Raw genomic sequence first — 20,068 nt, 5'->3', positions numbered from 1 at the left:
GCGTGATCCGGGTCCTCGTCGCCGACGACGAGCCGCTCATCAGGGCCGGCATCAGGATGATCCTCACCTCGGCCGACGACATCGACGTCGTGGCCGAGGCGGCGGACGGCCGGGAGGCGGTGGAGACCGCCCGGAGCACCGCGGTGGACGTGGCCCTGCTGGACATCCAGATGCCGGTGATGGACGGGCTGACCGCGCTGGCCGAGCTGGGCCGGGCCGCGCCGCGGGTACGCGTGCTGATCCTGACCACGTTCGGCGAGCGCGACAACGTCCTGCGGGCGCTCGGCCACGGCGGCGCGGGCTTCCTGCTGAAGGACTCGGCGCCCCAGGAGCTGATCCACGCGGTCCGTGCGGCCGCGGCCGGGAACGCCTATCTCTCCCCGGCCGCCACCCGGCATGTCGTGGACACCCTCGCCTCCCCGGCCACGACCGCGCGCGGCGAGGAGGCCCGCCGCCGCCTGGCCGGCCTGACCGAACGGGAACGCGACGTACTGGCCCTCCTGGGCGAGGGCCTGTCCAACGCCGACGCGGGTGCCCGCCTCCACATGAGCGAGGCCACCGTGAAGACGTACGTCAGCCGCATCCTGACCAAGCTCGACTGCGACAACAGGGTCCAGGCGGCCTTGCTTGCCCGAGACGCGGGCTTGGAGTCAAACGCCGGGTGAGCCGAGCGCCGGGTAAGGGGCGCGGGGCTGGATCGATGTGCGGCTCCGCCGCGCGGGCGCAACCAGCCCCCACGGCGCCGCAGACAACCAACAACCCGGCCCATCCCGGCTTTCCCGGCGGAGCGCTACCGCTCCAGCGAGCCGTTGAACCTGCGGGGCAGCCCCAGCGGGTTCTCGTCCCGAAGCTCCGCGGGAAGCAGCGCCGCGGGCGCGCCCTGGTAGGCGACCGGCCGCATCCACCGCTCGATGGCCGTACCGCCCACCGACGTGGACGTCGAGGTCGTCGCCGGGTACGGACCGCCGTGATGCTGGGCCGGCGCGACGGCGACACCCGTAGGCCACCCGTTGACCAGCACACGCCCGGCCAGCGGCGTCAGCTCCGCCAGGATCTCCGCGCCGCGTCCCTCACCGGCGGCCTCCTCGGCCGACAGGTGGACGGTCGCGGTGAGGTTGCCCGGGAGCCGGGACAGGACGGCCTGCGCCTGCGCGTCGTCGTCGTAGCGGACGACGACCGTCACCGGGCCGAAGCACTCCTCCAGGAGGAGGTCGTAGGCGCCCTCACTCTCCAGCTTCTCGGCCGCCACCGTCAGGAACCCGGCGCTGACCGTGTGCTCACCGCCCGCCCCCGGCGTCACCGGCGACTCGACCTCCGGCAGCCCGGTGCGCTCGGCGACCCCGGCGATGAAGTTGTCCCGCATCCGGTGGTCGAGCAGGACGCCCGCCTCGGTGTCGCTGACGGCGTCCGTGAGCGACTTGACCAGGCCGTCGCCCGCGGCGCCGGACGGCACCAGCACCAGACCCGGCTTCACACAGAACTGGCCGACGCCCAGCGTCATCGAGCCCGCGAGCCCGGTACCGATGGCCTCGGCGCGCTCGGCCGCCGCGGCCTCGGTGATCACGACCGGGTTCAGGGAGCCCAGCTCGCCGTGGAACGGGATCGGCACCGGTCGCGCGGCCGCCGCGTCGAAGAGGGCGCGGCCGCCCCGGATCGAGCCGGTGAAACCGGCCGCGGTGACCAGCGGGTGCCTGATCAGCTCGATGCCGGCCTCGAAGCCGTGGACGAGGCCGATGACCCCGTCGGGGATGCCGTGCTCGGCGGCGGCCGTACGCAGCACCTTGGCGACCAGCTCCGACAGGGCCGGGTGGTCGGGGTGGGCCTTGACGACGACGGGGCAGCCCGCGCCCAGCGCGCTCGCGGTGTCGCCGCCGGCGACGGAGAAGGCGAACGGGAAGTTGGACGCCGAGTAGACGGCGACGACACCGAGGGGCACCTTGTAGCGGCGCAGGTCCGGGATCGGCGGGGTCGCGGTGTCGTCGGGGTGGTTGATGACGACGTCCAGGAAGGCACCCTCGTCGACGATGTCGGCGAACGACCTCAGCTGGTAGCAGGTACGGGCGAGTTCGCCGGTGAGGCGGACCGGGCCGAGCGCGGTCTCGGCGTCGGCGGCCTCCACCAGCTGGTCCTTGGCCGCCTGCAGCCGGTCGGCGGCGCTGCGCAGGAAGGCCGCGCGGACCGTGCGGTCGGCGAGGGAGCCGCGCGCGGCGTGCGCGGCGCGGACGGCGGCGTCCACCTCCTGGGCTGTGGCCTCCACCGCAACCTGTTCACGCTGCTTCCCGGTTCGGGGGTCGACACTCCAGACTGGTGCTGCTGCCACCGCGGGTCCCTCCACACATGTATTGCCGCAGTACTGGGTCATCCACCAGGCTCGTTCGATATACTGAACGCTGTCTCTGATGATGAATATGCTGTTGGAGACTATTTCCCGTCGAACGAAGGGGTCAAGGGCGATGTCGGCTGGCGAGACGGGCGGTGGGGCGCAGGTCAAGTCCGCGGTACGGACGGTTGAACTGCTCGAATACTTCGCCGGACGCCCCGGCATGCACTCCCTCGCGTCGGTCCAGGAGGCCGTCGGATATCCCAAGTCCAGCCTCTACATGCTGCTGCGCACGCTGGTCGAGCTGGGCTGGGTGGAGACGGACGCGACGGGCACGCGGTACGGCATCGGCGTCCGGGCGCTGCTGGTCGGCACGTCGTACATCGACGGCGACGAGGTGGTCGCGGCGGCCCGCCCGACGCTGGACCGGCTGTCGGACGACACCACGGAGACCATTCACCTGGCGCGCCTCGACGGCACCAACGTCGTCTACCTCGCCACCCGCCAGTCCCAGCACTATCTGCGCCCCTTCACCCGGGTCGGCCGCCGGCTCCCCGCGCACTCGACCTCCCTCGGCAAGGCGCTGCTCAGCACCTACACCGACGAGCAGGTCCGCAAGATGCTCCCGGAGACGCTGCCCGCGCTGACCGAGAACACCATCACCGACCGCGAGAAGCTCATCGAGGAGCTCCACCAGGTCCGCGAGCAGGGCTTCGCCGTGGACCGCGAGGAGAACACCCTCGGGCTGCGCTGCTTCGGCGTCGCGATCCCGTACCGCACCCCGGCGCGCGACGCGATCAGCTGCTCGGTGCCGGTGGCCCGGCTGACGCCCGCGCACGAACAGATGGTGAAGGACGCCCTGTTCGACGCCCGGGACCGGCTGACGCTGGCGACCCGCAGACTCTGACGATCCCCGTCTCCCCCGCACGGCGGAGACGGATCGTCTGCGCGCAGGACGTACTGGCGGGACTCCACGCGGGAGCGTGGGGGCATGACGCAGACACTCGCTCATGCCGCCCCGGTGACCGACCGGGGCGCCGTCGGTCTCGGCCGGCCCCGCCGGCTCCTGCGGGCCGTCGCCGTCGTCTCGTGCGTGCCGTACCTCTCACTCAAGATCGCGTGGCTCGCCGGGAGCCGTCTCGGCATCCCGGACGGCAGCTCGCTGCTTGAGCACCGGGGGAGCATGGCCGTGGCCAACGGTGTCACCGTCGTGATGGACGGCGCGGTGATCGTGCTCGCGCTGGTGCTGACCCGGCCGTGGGGGCTGCGGGTGCCCGCGTGGCTGCTCGGCCTCCCCGCATGGGTGGCCACCGGGCTGCTCGCGCCGATCATGGCCGGGTTTCCGCTCCAGCTCCTCGTCAACGCGCTGGGCGGGACGGCCGGCACCGGGGGCGGTGACAGGGAGCCGTTCCTCGACGACTGGGTCTTCGGGGTCGTCTACACGGGGTTCATCGTGCAGGGCCTCGCGCTCGGCGCCCTGTTCGTGCTGTACGCCCGTGACCGCTGGGGCCGGTTGTGGGAGGGGCGGGTGTGGGAGCTGCCGGTCGGTGTCATCGGGGCGGCGCAGCGTGCGGTCGCGGCAGCGGCGGCCGCTCTCGCCCTGCCGCCCCTGACGACCCACGTCCTGTGGGCGTGCGGCGGCACCGCCGGGCTCGGCGAGCCGCTCGCCGCCGACCGCACGAGCGGCTTCCACGTCATGGAGGCCCTGTCCGCCGTCTTCCTCGCCACCGCCGTCACCGGTGGGCTGCTGCTCGCCTTCCGGCGTGGCCGGGCCCTGCCCGTCAAGCTGCCGCTCGCGCTGGTCTGGGTCGGCTCGGCCGCCACGGTCTGCTGGGCGGGCTGGCTGTCGCTGGCCCCGCTCACCGACCTGGGCGACGGCCCGACACCGCTGATGAACCTGACCTACGCTGGCCAGATGATCGTCGGCATCCTCGTCGCCTGCCTCGGCGTCCACTTCCTCGCCGAGCGTGCCGCGGGCCGGAAGCGTCGTACGGCGTGACCGAGTTCGTCCGCCGGCTGTTCGGGCGGCGGGCGCGCCGGCGCTGGATCCATCTGATCCTCGGCGGCGCGCTCGCCATGCCGTACGTCTTCGTCGGCCAGCTCGTCGTCGGGCCCGCCACCGACTCCCGGTATGTCTTCAACGACCTGCCCCTGCAACTCCTCTCGTTCGCCGTCGGGTTGCCCCTGGCCGCCGTCACCGCCGCCCTGTTCCCGCTGACCCGGTCGCTGGAGGCGGGTGCGGTGCGGTCGCTGTGCGGGGTCGAGGCGGGGCTGCTCGCCCACGGCCCCGCCCGGACGCGGGCCGCGAAGGGGCGTACGGCGGCCTGGTTCACGCTGCATCTCGGGTTCGGCGGGATCATCTCCGGGATGTCGCTGGCGGTGCCGCCGTTCGCCGGGTTCCTGGCCGCGCTGCCGCTGCTCGTGTGGCTGGGCGGTGCGGAGCTCGTCGAACTCCCCGAATCCCTCAACCAGACCTGGGTGTTGGCGCTGGCGCCGGTCGCGGGGGTGGCGACGCTGCTGGCGCTGGCCGGCTGCGCGGCCGTCGCCGGCACGCTCCTCGCCCGCTGGGCGCCCGCGCTGCTCGGGCCCGCGCCGGAGGACCGGCTCGCGGCGGCCGAGGCGCGCGCCGCCGACCTCGCCGTGCGCAACCGGCTCGCGCGCGAGCTGCACGACTCCGTGGGCCATGCCCTCAGCGCGGTCACCCTGCAGGCGAGCGCGGCCCGCCGAGTCCTCGACACCGACCCGGAGTTCGTGCGCGAGGCCCTCGCCGCGATCGAGGACACGACCCGGCGCACGGTCGGTGAACTCGACACCGTGCTCGGCGTGCTGAGGGACGGCGACGCTCCCGGTACGGCCCCGGCGCCCACCCTCGGCGGCGACCTCGACTGTCTCCTGCGCCGCACCCGCGCGGGCGGGACGCGGGTGACGGCCACGGTCGGCATCGACCCCGGGGCACTGCCGCCGGTGCTGTCCCGCGAGGCCTACCGCATCGTGCAGGAGGGGCTGAGCAACGCCCTCCGGCACGCCGGTGAGCGGGTGACGGTGACCCTGCGGATCGAGGCCGCCGACGGGCAGCTGGCGATCACCGTGGAGAACCCCCTGGACCACGCCCCCGTCTGTCGCCCCGGCGGCGGCCACGGCCTGCGCGGCATCGCCGACCGGGCCCGGCTGCTGGGCGGGACGACTCAGGCCGGCCCCGCGCAGGGAATGTGGCGGCTGCAGGTACGACTGCCCCTGAAGGGACCGACATGACGATCCGGATCGTCCTCGCCGACGACGAACGCATGGTGCGCAGCGCCCTGCGCGCCATCCTCTCCGCCGAGCCGGACATGGAGGTGGTCGGCGAGGCGGCCACCGGCGCCGAGGCCGTGACCGTCGTACGGGACCGGCGACCCGATGTCGTCCTCATGGACGTCCGGATGCCCGAGATCGACGGTATCCGGGCCACCGAGCAGATCCTCGGCACGCTCGACGATCCGCCCCGCGTTGTCGTCGTCACCACCTTCGAGAACGACTCCTATGTCTACGACGCCCTGCGCGCCGGAGCCGCCGGGTTCCTGCTGAAGCGGGCGGACGCCGACGCGCTGGTGCAGGCGGTACGGCTGGTCTCGCGCTCCGACACCCTGCTGTTCCCGTCGGCCGTCCGGGATCTCGCCGCCGAGCACGCGCGCGCGTACCCCGCGCCGCCGCCCTGGGTGGCGCGGCTCACGGGACGCGAGAGCGAGGTGCTGCGGCTGATGGCGCGGGGCCTGACCAACGCGGAGATCGCCCGGCGCATGGAGGTCGGTCCGGCCACCGTGAAGTCGCATGTGGCGGCGGTCCTGGCGAAGACCGGCACCCGGGACCGCACCCAGGCGGTGATCGCCGCGTACGAGGCGGGCTTCATGAACGCTCGATGAGAAAACGGGTCGCAAGGGAACGATTGCCCGCATCCCGCTCGTCTTCTCGGGTGGGATGAACAAGACGATCAGGCGGGCATCCGTCTTCGTGCTGCTGCTGGTGTTCGCTCTGCTGGTCAGGGCGACATGGGTGCAGTTCTACGACGGCAAGGCACTCGCGGACGACAAGGACAACCGGCGGAACACGATCGCGCTGTACAGCGAGCCGCTCGGCAACATCGTGGTGGGCGGCAAGTCGGTCACCGGCTCGGCGCGCACCAAGAGCGGCGACCTCGCGTACAAGCGGACGTACACGGACGGCTCGCTCTACGCGGCGGTCACCGGCTACAGCTCACAGGCGTACGGCGCCACCCAGCTGGAGGGCGTCTACCGGGATCTGCTGGACGGCACCGACAACCGTCTGAAGAGCGCGCTGGACACGGTCACCAACAAGCGGTCGGACCCGGGCAACGTGATCACGACGATCGACCCGGACGTGCAGAGGGCCGCGTACGACGCGCTCGGCGACAAGAAGGGCGCGGCCGTCGCGATCGACCCCGCCACCGGGAAGATCCTGGCGACCGTCTCCACTCCGTCGTACGACCCGTCGCGGATCACCACGGGCGACTCGGACGCCTGGACGCAGCTGACCAAGGACTCCGACAAGCCGATGACGAACCGTGCGCTGCGCCAGCCGCTGCCGCCGGGTTCGACGTTCAAGCTGGTCGTCGCGGCGGCCGCGCTGGAGGACGGGCTGTACAAGTCGGTGGACGACAAGACGGTCAGCCCGAACCCCTACGACCTGCCCCAGTCGAGCAGTCAGTTGACGAACGAGAACCCGTCCGCCCCCTGTGAGAACGCCTCGATCCGGGTCGCGCTGCAGTACTCGTGCAACAACGTCTTCGGCAAGATGGCCGTCGACCTGGGCCAGGACAAGGTGCGGGCGATGGCCGAGAAGTTCGGCTTCAACGACGAGTCGCAGGACGTACCGGTGCGGGCGTACGCCAGCGTGTACCCCTCCGAGATGGACAAGGCGCAGACGGCCCTGTCCGGCATCGGCCAGTTCGACGTCACCGCGACCCCGCTGCAGATGGCCATGGTGTCGGCTGCCATAGCCAACGGCGGCAAGCTGGTCTCGCCGCACATGGTGTCGCAGATCACCGACAGCGGCGGGGATGTGCTGGAGAACTACGACGACGGGGCCGACAGCAAGGAGATCGTCAGCTCGTCCACCGCCGAGCAACTCCAGTCGGCGATGCAGACGGTCGTCGAGGAGGGCACGGGCACGAACGCCCAGATCTCGGGCGCGACGGTGGGCGGCAAGACGGGCACGGCCCAGCACGGCGAGAAGAACAGCAAGACGCCGTACGCCTGGTTCACGTCGTACGGCAAGGCCGACGGCAAGGAGGTCGCCGTGGCGGTACTGGTCGAACAGTCGGACGCGGCACGGTCTGAGGTCAGCGGTAACGGGCTGGCCGCCCCCGTGGCCAGGAAGGTGATGGAGGCGGCACTCAAGAGCTAGCTCACTTCACGCCCAGGAGCTGCTCGATCGGGTTGATGGCGAAGTACACCAGGAACAGCACCGACGTACCCCACATCAGCCAGTGGATCTCCTTCGCCTTCCCGAGCACCGCCTTGATGACGACGTACGCGACGAACCCCGCCCCGATGCCATTGGTTATCGAGTACGTGAACGGCATCACCGCGATGGTCAGGAACGCCGGGATGGCGATCTCGTACTTGTCCCAGTCGATGTGCTTGACCTGGGTCATCATCAGGAACCCGACGGCGACCAGGGCGGGGGCGGCCGCCTGGAGCGGGACGATGGTGAGCAGCGGGGTCAGGAACAGGGCGAGTCCGAACAGGCCGCCGGTGATCAGGTTGGAGAAGCCCGTGCGCGCGCCTTCGCCGACGCCCGCCGCCGACTCGATGTAGGAGGTCGCGGAGGACGACGAGGCCGCACCGCCGGCGGCCGCCGCGGCGCCGTCGATCAGCAGCACCCTGCCGAGGTTCGGCACCTTGCCCTGCTCGTCCAGCAGGCCGGCCTCCGCGCTGATGCCGACGACCGTGCCCATGGTGTCGAAGAAGTCGGACAGCACCAGGGTGAAGATCAGCAGGACGACGGTGATGGCGGTGGTCTCACCGAACGCGCCGAACAGGCTGAAGTCACCGATGAGTCCGAAGTCCGGGGTGTCGACGACCTTGTCGGGCCAGGCCGGCGTGGTCAGACCCCAGGCCTTTATGTCGGTGACGGAGTTGATGATCATCGCGATGACCGTCATGGTCACGATGCTGATCAGGATCGCGCCCTTCACCTTGCGGGCGAGCAGCGCGATCGTCAGCAGAACTCCGAGGCAGAACACGAGCATCGGCCACCCGGCGAGCTGGCCGGTGCCGCCCAGCTGAACCGGCACGGTGGTGTTCGCGGCGTCCGGGATCCGGCTGACGAACCCGGCGTCGACAAAACCGATGAAGGCGATGAATAGGCCGATACCGACACTGATCGCCTGCTTCAGCGGCTGCGGGATGGCGTGCATCACGGCCTCGCGCAGCCCGGTGACCACCAGCGCACAGATCAGCAGGCCTTCGAGGACGACCAGCCCCATCGCGTCGTCCCACGCCATCAGCGGGGCGATCTGGAACGCGACGACGGCGTTCAGACCGAGGCCCGCGGCGAGCGCGAGCGGCAGGTTGCCGCCGACACCCATGATGATCGTCATGACCGCGGCCACCAGGGCGGTGGCGGTGGTGAGTTGGACGGCATCCAACTGGTCGCCGAACTTGTCCTTCGCGCTGCCGAGGATGATGGGATTCAGGACAAGGATGTAGGCCATCGTGAAGAACGTGGCGAAGCCGCCCCGTATCTCACGGGCGAAGGTGGATCCCCGCTCGGAGATCTTGAAGAACCGGTCGACGCTGTTCACACCCTCCGGCGTGGCACTTGGCCGGTCGGTCACCTTCTGGGTATCGGACATGACGGGTCGCTCCTTGCTGCCTGACTGATCGGTGTGCGGATGCTGGCTGGATTGTTCCCCTGTTGAACCCGTTTCAGGTTTTCCCCGTGTTACGGAATCAGTGCTGCTCACCGTACGGCCTGCCATACGCCGTTCGAAGCCTCGTACGAACCGCGCACTCGATCGCTGCTACGCTTCCGCTTCTCGTCCGGATGATCTCCAATCGATCACATGTCATACACATGACACGCACAGGCAGGGAGGGGTCACCCGTGGGCACGGTCGTCGACGACGCCGCCTCCGTGGAGTTCCATGCCTTCTTCGACCGTCACTACGCCGAACTGTCCCGCCTGGCCCATCTGCTGACGGGCGAGGCCGACGCCGCCGACGATCTGGCGGCGGACGCGCTGCTGGCGCTGTGGCACCGCTGGGACCGGGTGCGCGCTGCCGACCATCCGGTGGCGTACGCGCGCGGGGTGGTCGCCAATCTGGCCCGTACGAGGATCCGCAGCGCGGTCCGGGAGCGGCGGCGTATCGCCCTGTTCTGGTCGCAGCGCGAGGAGAAGACCGAGAACCCGGATGTCGCGGGCGTCGTCGACGTCCAGGAGGCGTTGCGTAGACTTCCGTTCCGCAAACGCGCCTGTGTGGTGCTGCGGCACGCCTTCGACCTGTCCGAGAAGGACACCGCGCTCGCCCTGGGCGTCTCGGTAGGTACGGTGAAGAGCCAGACCTCCAAGGGGATGGCCGAGCTGCAACGGCTGCTCGGGGCCCAGGGAGCTCCGCTCAAGGTGCATGCGGCCGCCATGGCCCGCACCGGGAGCGCCGGAGGAAGGAACCGATGATGCGGCGGGACGTGCACGACGAACTGCGCGCCCGGCTGCACGAGGCGGCCGAGGCGCACCGGCCCGACCGCGAGCGGATCCTGGCCCGTGTCGAGCGCGGCATGGCCGAGCAGACCCGCCCCGACCACCGGGCGACCCGTCCGCCGGTCTACGGCTGGTTCCGGGTGGTGACCGCGACGGCCGCGGTGGCCGGCGTTCTCGCGGTCGGCGGTTACGCGGTGGCGTCCGCCGTGAAGGAGGACACCCCGCAGCAGACGGTTGCGACCTCACCCACGCCCGCACCGTCGCCGGACGCGACGCGCCGTGCCCCGGTCCCGCCGGTGAGCCCGAAGCCGAAGCCCACGCCGGAGTCCCGCGAGACGACCAGGCCCCCGTCGCAGCCGTCCGCGAACCCCCTGCCACCCACCGCCAACGGCGAGGAGGACGGCCCCCTGTGGTCCGACGGCTCGGTGGACCCGCACAGCAACGACTTCTGGGCGCAGAGCAACCTGACCCTCAGGACGAGTGAGCAACTCACCGCGCTCACCGTGCGGTTGAAGGTCGCGCAGACCGGCGGGGTCACCTCCACCGGCGCCTGGCGCTCGCTGCCGGAGGACGACTTCACGCTGACGGTCGAGGAGAAGGACGGCTTCGTCGTCTACACCTGGGTGCTCAAGGAGGGCCGTACGGTCCGCGAGGGCGACTGGGTGTTCGCGGGGCAGTACGACCATGAGCGCGGCGGCCGGGACGCCGGGGACGACAGCTATGCGATGACGGCCACCGCGAGCGGCGAACAGCTGTCCGTGGCGGGCGACTTCGCAGGCCATGACGACAACTCCGGCACAGACGCAGGGGATTCGTAAAAAAATCCCGAAGGCCCGGCAACCCTTCCTTCACCCGGGGGCGACCAAGAGTCGCAAGGATCCCCCAGGCAAGGATTTGGGTAATGACAGCACGAGCCGAACAGCGCGTCAGCCACCGCCGCAAGGTCACGAAGCGACGGGCGCTGATCGCCGGAGCCTCCGCCTTCGGCATCACCGGTGCGGCGATCGTCACCACGACGCTCATGTCCACCGCCGGTGCCGCCGCGTCCTGGCCGACGCCCAACGGCAGCAAGCCGGTGGCCAAGACGATCCCGGTGTCCGGCACGTACGACGGCAGGATGGCGAAGTTCTACGGCACCGGCGACCTGGGCGGCAGCGGCCAGGAGGAGGGCCAGGACCCGATCTTCGAGCTGGCCGACGGTGCGGTCCTGAAGAACGTCGTCATCGGCACCCCGGCCGCGGACGGCGTCCACTGCAAGGGCTCCTGCACCCTGCAGAACGTGTGGTGGCTGGACGTCGGCGAGGACGCCGCCACCTTCAAGGGCAAGTCGTCCTCCGCCGTGTACACGGTGTACGGCGGCGGCGCGAGGAACGCCGACGACAAGGTGCTCCAGTTCAACGGCGCCGGCAAGCTGGTCGTCTCCAAGTTCCAGGTGGAGAACTTCGGCAAGCTGGTGCGTTCCTGCGGCAACTGCTCCACGCAGTTCAAGCGCACGATCATCATCAACGACGTGGACGTCACCGCGCCCGGCAAGTCGATCGTCGGCATCAACTCCAACTACGGCGACACGGCCGCGCTGCGCAAGATCCGTATCCACGGCGACAGCGGCAAGAAGATCAAGACCTGCACCCGCTTCGAGGGCAACAGCAGCGGCAAGGAGCCGAAGGAGCTCGGCAGCGGCCCCGACGGGACCTCCTGCAAGTTCACGGCGTCCGACATCGCCTACCAGTGAGCGGGTTCGCCCCCACTGCTCCCGCACAACCCTCGGCACCTTCCCTCACCGTGGGAAACAACCACATGTTCACGTTCGACGTCCCTAGTAGTGCGTGACACACGGACCTGCTGACCTGAGCCCCCCTCGGTCAGCAGCGCCGGCAGAGCCCCCCTCGGCCGGCAACAGGAACGCCCCGCCTGTGACGACAGGCGGGGCGTTCGGGCTTGTGGCGAGGGCTAGTTCATCGTCGAGCCGATGGTGGTCGAGTCCGTCGTCAGGAAGGTCGTCGCGGGCAGCGAACCGTCAGCCTTGCGCGCCCCGTACGCCGTCGCGGCGTCCTTCGACCTGAAGGCCGGGGTCGCCACGCCGCTGTCCCAGTTGTTGGCCGAGGAGACGGCCGGCGAACCCAGCTTGGAGAGCCCCTTCTTGTTGCCCACCGCGAGATTGCGGCCCAGCCGGGCCTTGCCGGTGGCGAAGTAGAACCCGGTCTCGGCGTTGGCGTACGCGGTGTTGCGGTTGAGGGCGATCGCCCCGGTGTTGGAGTTCTCGGTGAAGCCGTGCAGCGAGTTGTCCCAGGCCGCGTTGTTGTCGACGACGTGCGCGACCGAGGCACCGCCGCCGCCCAGCTTGAACCCGTTGCCGTTGCCCTCGAAGGCGGAGTCGTTCCAGCGGTTCCTGCCGTTGCCGTAGGCCCAGGTGTGCTCGACGGTGACCGGCGAGGAGAACTGCCAGAGGTCGATCCCGTCGTCCGAGTTGTTGTACAGGCGCGCCCCGGTGATCCTGTTGCCGGTTCCGGAGCCGAACTTCACGGCGATCCCGTCGGCGTTCTGACCGTGCCCGGCGGGGTCGTAGTTGCCGTAACTGTCCAGGTTCTGCACGAGGTTGCCACTCGTGCCGTCGCCGCGCAGCGTGAACCCGGAGTCGCCGTTGTTCGCGGTGACGAGGTTCTTGAAGACGCCGCCCACGCTCGACGTGGCGACGAAGCCCTGGGCCGGGGAGTTGACGAAGGTGAGGTTCTGCACGGTCCAGTAGTCGCCGTAGATCCCGGCGAGCCAGGATCCGTCGGGCAGCTTGGAGCCGTCGATCCGCACCTTCTCGCCGCCGTACGCCCGGAGCGTGATCCGGGCCGAACTCGTTCCGTTCGCCGTGGACTTGAGGGTGGCGGCCGGCTGATAGGTACCGCCGCGCACCTGGATGGTGGTACCGGCGGCGGCGTTCTTGACGGCCGACTCCAGCTGAGCGGTGCTGGACACGGTGACCGTGGTCGAGGCGGCTTCGGCGCCGCCGTTCGAGAGGCCGAGGTGGACGCCGCCCGCCCCCGCGGCGACGGCCACGGCGGCGGCGATGGAGAGGGTGCGTGTCCTGCGGTGGCGTCCGGTGCTCTGAAGCACAGGGCGTTCCTTTCCTAGGCAATGGGGACGAAGCGGGCCGGAGGGGCCGCCCCGGCCCGCTTCTGGCATCTGGTCGCCACCGGGGGCGGGAAGGTTGCCACACCTCACCGAAACCGAGCGAAACTTTCGCCGCCCCTGATCACACACGCACCGATTGACGTGCCGTTTCCCGCTGGTGAGACTCCGAAGGCGCACACCACCCAACATGAACCCCCACACTCACACAGGAGCGGCATGCGCCCACGCATACTCCTCGTCGCCTGTCTCTCGCTGCTTCTCGCCCTGCTCACCGCACCACCCGGTTCCGCCCGTTCAGGAGCTCCACCCGTGAACCAGTCCAAGTACGCCGGCTATCTCTTCGCCTACTTCACCGGCGAGGGCACCGCCGACGGCGAGCAGATCCGCTACGCCCTCAGCCGCGGCAACGACCCGCTGCACTGGCGTGAGCTGAACGCCGGGAAGCCGGTGCTCACCTCCACGATCGGGGAGAAGGGCCTGCGCGACCCCTTCGTGATCCGCTCCCCCGAGGGCGACAAGTTCTACATGATCGCCACGGACCTGCGGATGTACCGGAACAGCAGCGGCAGCTGGGACCAGGTCCAGCGGCACGGCAGCAAGTCGATCATGGTCTGGGAGTCCACCGACCTGGTCCACTGGACCGATCAGCGCCTCGCGCGGGTCTCCCCCGACAACGCCGGCAACACCTGGGCGCCGGAGGCGTACTGGGACGACAGCCTCGGTGAGTTCGTCGTCTTCTGGGCGTCGAAGCTGTACGCGGCCGACGACCCCGACCACACCGGCTCGACGTACAACAAGATGCTGTACGCGACGACGAAGGACTTCCGCACCTTCAGCGAGGCGAAGGTCTGGAACGACCCGGGCTACTCGGTCATCGACTCCACGGTCGTGCGGCACAAGGGCACTTACTACCGCTACACCAAGGACGAGCGGGACCCGGGCTCCGGCTCGCCCTGCTCGAAGTTCATCACCGCGGAGAAGTCGACGAGCCTGACCGACACCTCGTACGACTTCGTGGCCGACTGCGTCGGCAGCGCTGCGATGGAGCGCGGTGAGGGCCCGACGGTGTTCAAGTCGAACACCGAGGACAAGTGGTACCTGTTCATCGACGAGTACGGCGGCCGCGGCTACGTCCCGTTCGAGACCACCGACCTCGACTCGGGCAGGTGGACGCCGTCCACCGACTACCAGTTGCCCGCGAGCCCCCGCCACGGCACGGTGATTCCGGTGACGCAGGCCGAGTACGACCGGCTGCTGGCCGCGTATCCGGCGAGCCCCGCCTCGGTGGTGGACGCGACGGCGAAGGACCAGAAGGGGTACGCGACCGTCACGGAGAGCGCGTCGAAGGTGGTCCTGCCGATGCGGCCGGACGCCGACCTGGCGCGGCTGGCCCCGAAGCTGTGGGTCGGCGAGGGCGCTTCCCTCACCCCGAGGTCCGGCACCCGGCGTGACTTCCGCAAGCCGCAGACGTACACGGTGACGGCCGCGGACGGCACGAAGCGCACCTGGACGGTGGAGGCGGTACGGACCGGAAGCCCGGTCCTGCCCGGTCTCAACGCCGACCCGGACGTGCACTATCTGAACGGCGAGTACTGGATCTACCCGACGACCGACGGCTTCCAGGGCTGGAGCGGGACCAGATTCAAGGCGTACTCGTCGAAGGACCTGGTCCACTGGAAGGACCACGGCGTGATCCTGGACCTGGGCCCCGACGTGCCCTGGGCGGACAAGTACGCGTGGGCACCGGCGATCGCCGAGCGCGACGGCAAGTACTACTTCTACTTCTGCGCCGAGCAGCAGATCGGCGTGGCGGTGGCGGACTCCCCGGCGGGTCCGTTCAAGGAGGCGCTGGGCAAACCGCTGGTGGCGAAGGGCGGTTCACTGCCCGGCCAGATGATCGACCCGGCGGTGTTCACGGACGACGACGGGACGTCGTATCTCTACTGGGGCAACGGGCACGGGTACGTCGTCCCGCTCAACGACGACATGGTGTCGTTCGACGCGTCGGAGGTGCGGGACATCACGCCCGGCAACTTCCGTGAGGGTTCCTTCGTGATCAAGCGGAAGGGCACCTACTACTTCATGTGGTCCGAGGACGACACCCGCAGCGAGAACTACCACGTGGCGTACGCGACGGGCCCGTCCCCGCTCGGCCCGTGGACCAAGCGGGGCACCATCCTGCAGAAGCGCCCGGAGTACGGCATCCTCGGCACCGGCCACCACTCGGTGGTCAACACCCCCGGCACCGACGACTGGTACATCGTCTACCACCGCTTCGCCCTGAACGGCCCCGGAAGGCCGGGCGGCGACGGTATGCACCGCGAGACGACCGTCGACCGCATGAAGTTCGCGGCCGACGGCACGATCGAGCCGGTGGTGCCGACGCTGGAGGGCATCAGGCCGGTACGGCGGTGAGGGTCAGCCGACGAAGTACGTCGGGTTCGGCAGCTTGTAGGTCCGGTCGGCGCGGCCGCCCTCCAGGTCCGAGTACTGGTCGCCGAAGTTGGCGATGATCTCGTACCCGAGGTCGTCCTCGATGTGCCCCCGGGTGCCTGACTTGTACTGCACGGTCGTGCAGTTCCAGGTACCCGGCGTGGCGCAGGCGCTCAGATAGGCCGGCGGGTTCGCCTTGTCCTTGAGGAACATGTGGTCGGCGTCGAGGTTCACATCGGCGCCGACCTTCTTCAGGTTCTCGACGGCGGCGGAACGCTGCGCCTCGCTCAGACCGGAGTTGTAGAAGACCTCGACACCCTTGGACTCGGCGTACCGGACCAGCTCCGGGCTGCCGAAGACGGCCGGGCGGTCGGCCTTGTTCACGTACTCGGCCCAAGTGGTCGCGTTGAAGGTGTAGTTGGTCTTCTTCTCGTAGTCGAGGCTGAGCAGCAGCGTGTCGTCGATGTCGAAGACGACCGCCGGCTTCTCCCCCTTGTGCAGCGCCTTGCGGGCCGCCTTGTCTATGTACTTCCGGGCGGCCTTGTCCATCCTCGCCAGGTCCTCGGCGTAGGGGCTGTCCTTCGACGCCTGGTAGACGCCGTTCGCGTCGAGCGAGGTGCCGTAGTAGGTGTCGATGTCCTTGGCCAGCAGCCCGATGTTGTAGGGCTCATGGGTGCTGTTCGCGGTCGACTGTCCGGCCGTGGCGGCACCGGCGCCGTACAGGGCGGCACCGGCGACGGCACAGGCGGCGGTGACGGCCGCGACACGCAGTGACTTGTGCGATGGCTTATGCATGACAGATTTTCTACGCGCGTCACCCCCGTCTGCGCGAGTTCCGTTGCGAGATCGAGATCTGGGGAGATCCGGTGGGGGCCGGGGATGCGAAAACCGGGGTTCGGGTTCCCTCGGATCGGTGCGATGTCCGTGAAGGGTGTGCATGACATTTGCGAATGCTTATCACGAGAGGGAAAGCAAGTGAATCGAAAGCCGTCTGTCGGTGTGCTCGCGACCAGGCTCTTTCTGGCCGGCATGGGGACAGCGTTCGCCACGGCAAGCGGGGGAACGACCGGTGCGGCCGAGGCTCGCGCCGCGTGGAAGGGCATTCCCAAGCTGAACAGCGGTGGTGTCCAGTTCAGGTCCGCGTCGAGGGATACGACTGGAGCCGGTTCAACGGCAAGCAGAAGAAGACCGTCTGGCTGGACAAGCTCAGCTACGACGGTGCCGCGCTGCACACCGATGACGCCTGGATACGGGCCTGCCGCGACCGGGGTTCGCTCCACCCGGACAACTGCTCGGTGACGAAGGAATACCACCGCTAGGAGAGACTGACGGGTGACACCGTCGGTCACAGAACAACCTTTGGGCCCCGGTCTGACCGCCGGGGCCCTCCGGCCTCCGGGGGAAACGATCAGTACCAGTACGTCAGACGCGTCACACATCCTCTCCGCGAGCGGTGTCGAGCTCTCCTACGGCTCCACTCCGGCCGTGCGCGACGCCCATCTCGCGCTCGCCCGGGGCGAGGTCGCGGCGATCACCGGGGCCAGCGGTTCCGGGAAGTCGTCGCTGCTCTACTGCCTGGCGGGGGTGCTGCCGCCGTCGCGGGGCCGGATCAGTTTCGACGGGCAGACCTTCGCCGACCTGGACGACGAGGAGATCAGCGCCCTGCGCCGGGAGCGGTTCGGGTTCGTCTTCCAGTACGGCGAGTTGCTGCCCGAGCTGACCATCGAGGAGAACACCGCCCTGCCACTGCGCCTCGCCGGTCAGCGCAAGCGCCCCGCGCTCGACGCCGCCGCCGAGGTACTCGACCGTCTTGGCATCGGCGAGCTGCGCGAGCGGCGGCCGTCCCAGGTGTCCGGCGGGCAGAGCCAGCGCGTCGCCGTCGCCCGGGCCCTGGTGCACAAGCCCGCTGTCGTGTTCGCGGACGAGCCGACCGGCGCCCTCGACAGTGCCAACGCCTCTGCTGTTCTGAAGGAGTTCCTGGACCTGGCCCGCTCGCAGGGCACGGCCGTGCTGCTGGTGACCCACGATCAGACGGTGGCCGCGCAGGCCGACAGCCGCTACACCATGGCCGACGGTGTGCTCGCCCCCATGGGAGCGGCGGGATGAGGGAGTTCCTGCTCGGCCTGCGGCTGCTGTTCGGCTCCGGCCGGGGCAACCGCGCCCGCTTTCTGCTGATGACCCTGGGCGGGTCGCTCGGTGTGTGCTGTCTCGCGCTCGTCCTCACGATCCCGGCGATCCTCGACGCCCACGACGGGCGGACCGCCGCCCGTGACCCCCGGGTCTACGCCGGTCAGCCGACCGGTCAGCGGAGCCTGGTGCAGGAGTTCCGGGACCCGCACGGCTCCAGGCCGTTCGGCCGGGTCTTCATCGCCCTGGGCACCCAGGACACACCCGCGCCGCCGCCCGGCCTGAGCAAGCTGCCCGGCCCCGGTGAGGTGTACGTCTCCCCCGCCCTGCACGACCAGCTCCGGCGCGAGCCCGGTCTCAGGGGCCTGCTGCCCGGCACGGAGAAGGGCCTGATCGGCGCGGCAGGTCTGGCCGACCCCAACGAGCTCTACGCCTACGTCGGCACCACCCGTGCCCAACTCGGCGACGGCGCACGGGCGTTGAAGAGTTTCGGCAGCGAGTACCCGCCCACCTGGGCCGTGGACCCCTCCACCTTGGAGATCCTCCGCTTCACCCTGGCCACCCTGGTCCTGCTGCCCCTCGGCATCTTCCTGTCGGTGTGCGCCAAGCTGTCCGCCGCCAGCCGCAACCGACGGCTCGCGGCGCTGCGTCTGCTCGGACTCAGCGCCAAGGGCACCCAGCGGGTCAACGCCGCCGAGACCGTCGTGGCGGCCCTGCTCGGTGCGGCCCTCGGTCTCGCCGAGTTCTGGCTGCTCAACCAGATCGTCGCCAGGACGGGCCTGCCCGGCCTGAAGTGGTACGCCGCCGACGGCGCGGCCTCGGGGCAGACGATCGCCATCTGTCTGCTCGGCTGCCCGCTGCTGGCCTGGTTCGTCGGCCGGGCGAGCGCCCGCGCGGCGGCCCGGAACCCGCTCGCCACCCGTCGGGTCGCCGCCCCCAGATCGCCACGCGTCTGGGGCGGGCTGCTGCTCGTCACCGGTCTGGGAATCATCGTCGGCTTCAGCGCCACCGGCCTGACCGACCACCCCGCGAGCAGCAGCGGCGTCAACGCCCTGCTGGTCCCGGCCGGTGTGCTGCTGACCGGCCTCGGTCTGGTCCTGACGCTGCCGCTGCTGTCGTACCTGCTGGCCAAGCGGCTCGCGCGCTCCGGCAACCTCGCCCTCAACCTGGCCATGCGGCGCAACGAGGTCGAGCCCGGCAGCGCGATGCGCGTGGTCACCGGCCTGGTGCTGCTGGTGTTCTCGGCGTCCCTCGCCCAGGGAGTCCTGGTCGAACTGAGCCAGGTCTCGCGCAGCTCCTCTCCGACCCAGGAGTACGGCCTGCAGCTGTCCCGGCTGAGCCGGGACCAGCAGCAGCGGCTGCGGGAGATTCCCGGTGTGGACGTGGCCGTCGTCGTCATGGACTTCGACGATGATCTGCAGAGCGACACCGACGACGACCAGGCCACCGCCCTGGTCGCCAGCTGCGCCCAGCTCGCCGCGCTGACCCGGCGGGTGGAGGGCTGTGTGGACGGCAAGGTGATGCGCCTGTCGGACCCGAACACCGGGGTCGAGCCCTTCAAGGCCTCCACCTACACGCTGAAGCAGGACGGCAAGCGCATGACCCTGCGCATCCCGGTGCCGAAGGACACCGTGCTGTTCGCGGGTCAGGAGGTGACGAACCTGCCGGGCACCGGCATCCTCGTCCCACCCGGCGAGCTGCCGCCCGGCGCCGTCCCGGTGTCCGCCACTCTCGTCCTCGCCTCCTCCTCCGACCCGGCGACCGTGCGCGCGGTCCTGGACGGCATCGGGGCGATCGCGCCGACGGCCGACGTGGATCCGACGGGCGTCAACGTCGAGGCCCTGCAGCAGCTCACGGTGATCAAGACGCTCCTCGTACTGGGCATGGTGATGGGCCTGGTGATCGGCGTGGCCGCGTTCCTGGTCTCGGTCACCGACCGGGCCGTGGAACGCCGGTCCCAGGTCACCGCCCTCGCACTCATCGGAGCCCGGGCCGGCACCCTGCGCACGGTGCAGTGTCTGCAGGTCGTCCTGCCGCTCGCGATCGGCCTGCTGCTGGCCCTGGCCGCGGGCAAGCTGGCCGAGACCGCCTATCTGGTCACGGGCGGCGGCGAGATCTTCTGGGACGGCGCGGGCCTGCCCGTACTGCTGGCCTCCACCCTCGGCGTCCTCACCATGGCGATCATCGGCACCCTCCCCCTGGTCGGCCGCCGCATCGACCCCGAGCTGATCCGCCGGGACTGACGGGACGCGGGGAATCGACGTGTGAAGCGGGGGGGCGGCCTCTGCGGGGCGCGTGTGTGGGCGCCCCGCAGGGGCGGTTAAAGGGGCCCCCGGGGGGGTGGTGCCCCGCGGGTGGGCCGTCGGC

The 20,068-nt window shown here is 70.2% G+C and carries 17 protein-coding genes; 13 read left to right on the top strand and 4 right to left on the bottom strand.

What is annotated here, in order from left to right; all coding sequences use genetic code 11:
- Positions 1-2: 2 nt before the first annotated feature.
- Complete coding sequence (locus ACFWYS_RS05855) at positions 3-665, top strand: response regulator (RefSeq protein WP_384763848.1); 663 nt, start codon at positions 3-5, stop codon at positions 663-665.
- Positions 666-790: 125 nt separating this feature from the next.
- Here ACFWYS_RS05855 and ACFWYS_RS05850 read toward each other — a convergent pair whose 3' ends face one another.
- Positions 791-2,320 carry an aldehyde dehydrogenase (NADP(+)) gene (locus ACFWYS_RS05850; protein ID WP_384763846.1) on the bottom strand — a complete coding sequence of 510 codons (1,530 nt, stop codon included), beginning with the start codon at positions 2,318-2,320 and terminating at the stop codon, positions 791-793.
- A gap of 133 nt (positions 2,321-2,453) precedes the next feature.
- On the opposite strand from ACFWYS_RS05850, the gene ACFWYS_RS05845 reads away from it, so the two are divergent.
- The 5 genes from ACFWYS_RS05845 (at position 2,454) to ACFWYS_RS05825 (ending at position 7,720) form a co-directional block, all read left to right on the top strand.
- Positions 2,454-3,227, top strand: a complete 774-nt coding sequence (locus tag ACFWYS_RS05845) for an IclR family transcriptional regulator (protein ID WP_004002235.1) — start codon at positions 2,454-2,456, stop codon at positions 3,225-3,227.
- 84 nt (positions 3,228-3,311) lie between these two features.
- Positions 3,312-4,319 carry a hypothetical protein gene (locus tag ACFWYS_RS05840; protein ID WP_384763843.1) on the top strand — a complete coding sequence of 336 codons (1,008 nt, stop codon included), beginning with the start codon at positions 3,312-3,314 and terminating at the stop codon, positions 4,317-4,319.
- Positions 4,316-5,572, top strand: coding sequence for a sensor histidine kinase (locus ACFWYS_RS05835; RefSeq protein ID WP_384763840.1), 1,257 nt, complete (start codon positions 4,316-4,318; stop codon positions 5,570-5,572). Before ACFWYS_RS05840 ends, ACFWYS_RS05835 begins: the two co-directional genes overlap by 4 nt.
- Complete coding sequence (locus ACFWYS_RS05830) at positions 5,569-6,219, top strand: response regulator (protein ID WP_384763836.1); 651 nt, start codon at positions 5,569-5,571, stop codon at positions 6,217-6,219. Before ACFWYS_RS05835 ends, ACFWYS_RS05830 begins: the two co-directional genes overlap by 4 nt.
- A 55-nt stretch (positions 6,220-6,274) precedes the next feature.
- Positions 6,275-7,720, top strand: coding sequence for a peptidoglycan D,D-transpeptidase FtsI family protein (locus tag ACFWYS_RS05825; RefSeq protein WP_384763833.1), 1,446 nt, complete (start codon positions 6,275-6,277; stop codon positions 7,718-7,720).
- 1 nt (position 7,721) lies between these two features.
- Here ACFWYS_RS05825 and ACFWYS_RS05820 read toward each other — a convergent pair whose 3' ends face one another.
- A complete protein-coding gene (locus ACFWYS_RS05820) occupies positions 7,722-9,173 on the bottom strand; it encodes an NCS2 family permease (RefSeq protein ID WP_384763830.1) in 1,452 nt (483 codons plus the stop codon).
- A gap of 251 nt (positions 9,174-9,424) precedes the next feature.
- Between ACFWYS_RS05820 and ACFWYS_RS05815 the strand changes: the two genes are divergently transcribed.
- From ACFWYS_RS05815 to ACFWYS_RS05805, 3 genes are all read left to right on the top strand, one after another.
- On the top strand, positions 9,425-9,994 hold the full coding sequence (locus ACFWYS_RS05815) for a SigE family RNA polymerase sigma factor (RefSeq protein WP_384763827.1): 570 nt from the start codon (positions 9,425-9,427) through the stop codon (positions 9,992-9,994).
- Entirely contained in the window at positions 9,991-10,836 is an 846-nt protein-coding gene (locus ACFWYS_RS05810) for a hypothetical protein (protein WP_384763824.1), read from the top strand. The genes ACFWYS_RS05815 and ACFWYS_RS05810 overlap by 4 nt, the downstream gene beginning before the upstream one ends.
- A gap of 83 nt (positions 10,837-10,919) precedes the next feature.
- A complete protein-coding gene (locus ACFWYS_RS05805; protein WP_384763821.1) occupies positions 10,920-11,750 on the top strand; it encodes a pectate lyase in 831 nt (276 codons plus the stop codon).
- 218 nt (positions 11,751-11,968) lie between these two features.
- Here ACFWYS_RS05805 and ACFWYS_RS05800 read toward each other — a convergent pair whose 3' ends face one another.
- Positions 11,969-13,123 carry a right-handed parallel beta-helix repeat-containing protein gene (locus ACFWYS_RS05800; protein ID WP_384763820.1) on the bottom strand — a complete coding sequence of 385 codons (1,155 nt, stop codon included), beginning with the start codon at positions 13,121-13,123 and terminating at the stop codon, positions 11,969-11,971.
- Between the two features lie 234 nt (positions 13,124-13,357).
- Here ACFWYS_RS05800 and ACFWYS_RS05795 point away from each other — a divergent pair, with 234 nt between their 5' ends.
- Positions 13,358-15,556 (top strand): family 43 glycosylhydrolase, encoded by a 2,199-nt coding sequence (locus ACFWYS_RS05795; protein ID WP_384763817.1) that lies wholly within the window; start codon positions 13,358-13,360, stop codon positions 15,554-15,556.
- 3 nt (positions 15,557-15,559) lie between these two features.
- Here the strand turns inward: ACFWYS_RS05795 and ACFWYS_RS05790 are convergent, their stop codons facing one another.
- Positions 15,560-16,369, bottom strand: a complete 810-nt coding sequence (locus ACFWYS_RS05790) for an HAD family acid phosphatase (protein WP_384763814.1) — start codon at positions 16,367-16,369, stop codon at positions 15,560-15,562.
- Positions 16,370-16,665: 296 nt separating this feature from the next.
- Here ACFWYS_RS05790 and ACFWYS_RS05785 point away from each other — a divergent pair, with 296 nt between their 5' ends.
- From ACFWYS_RS05785 to ACFWYS_RS05775, 3 genes are all read left to right on the top strand, one after another.
- Positions 16,666-16,893: a hypothetical protein gene (locus ACFWYS_RS05785; RefSeq protein ID WP_384763812.1), complete on the top strand. Its 228-nt coding sequence runs from the start codon at positions 16,666-16,668 to the stop codon at positions 16,891-16,893.
- 166 nt (positions 16,894-17,059) lie between these two features.
- Positions 17,060-17,680 (top strand): ABC transporter ATP-binding protein, encoded by a 621-nt coding sequence (locus ACFWYS_RS05780; protein WP_384763809.1) that lies wholly within the window; start codon positions 17,060-17,062, stop codon positions 17,678-17,680.
- Positions 17,677-19,944: an ABC transporter permease gene (locus ACFWYS_RS05775; RefSeq protein ID WP_384763806.1), complete on the top strand. Its 2,268-nt coding sequence runs from the start codon at positions 17,677-17,679 to the stop codon at positions 19,942-19,944. Before ACFWYS_RS05780 ends, ACFWYS_RS05775 begins: the two co-directional genes overlap by 4 nt.
- Positions 19,945-20,068 lie beyond the last annotated feature (124 nt).

It is taken from the genome of Streptomyces sp. NPDC059010, from assembly GCF_042740355.1.
In the GTDB taxonomy this organism is placed as follows: domain Bacteria; phylum Actinomycetota; class Actinomycetes; order Streptomycetales; family Streptomycetaceae; genus Streptomyces.
This window is presented reverse-complemented; position numbering and strand designations above follow the sequence as displayed.

Bases quoted from the DNA above. Each gene is read 5' to 3' on its own strand.
- ACFWYS_RS05845 (WP_004002235.1), top strand. From the start codon at position 2,454: ATGTCGGCTGGCGAGACGGGCGGTGGGGCGCAGGTCAAGTCCGCGGTA.
- ACFWYS_RS05840 (WP_384763843.1), top strand. From the start codon at position 3,312: ATGACGCAGACACTCGCTCATGCCGCCCCGGTGACCGACCGGGGCGCC.
- ACFWYS_RS05830 (WP_384763836.1), top strand. From the start codon at position 5,569: ATGACGATCCGGATCGTCCTCGCCGACGACGAACGCATGGTGCGCAGC.
- ACFWYS_RS05825 (WP_384763833.1), top strand. From the start codon at position 6,275: ATGAACAAGACGATCAGGCGGGCATCCGTCTTCGTGCTGCTGCTGGTG.
- ACFWYS_RS05820 (WP_384763830.1), bottom strand. From the start codon at position 9,173: ATGTCCGATACCCAGAAGGTGACCGACCGGCCAAGTGCCACGCCGGAG.
- ACFWYS_RS05810 (WP_384763824.1), top strand. From the start codon at position 9,991: ATGATGCGGCGGGACGTGCACGACGAACTGCGCGCCCGGCTGCACGAG.
- ACFWYS_RS05805 (WP_384763821.1), top strand. From the start codon at position 10,920: ATGACAGCACGAGCCGAACAGCGCGTCAGCCACCGCCGCAAGGTCACG.
- ACFWYS_RS05795 (WP_384763817.1), top strand. From the start codon at position 13,358: ATGCGCCCACGCATACTCCTCGTCGCCTGTCTCTCGCTGCTTCTCGCC.
- ACFWYS_RS05790 (WP_384763814.1), bottom strand. From the start codon at position 16,369: ATGCATAAGCCATCGCACAAGTCACTGCGTGTCGCGGCCGTCACCGCC.
- ACFWYS_RS05775 (WP_384763806.1), top strand. From the start codon at position 17,677: ATGAGGGAGTTCCTGCTCGGCCTGCGGCTGCTGTTCGGCTCCGGCCGG.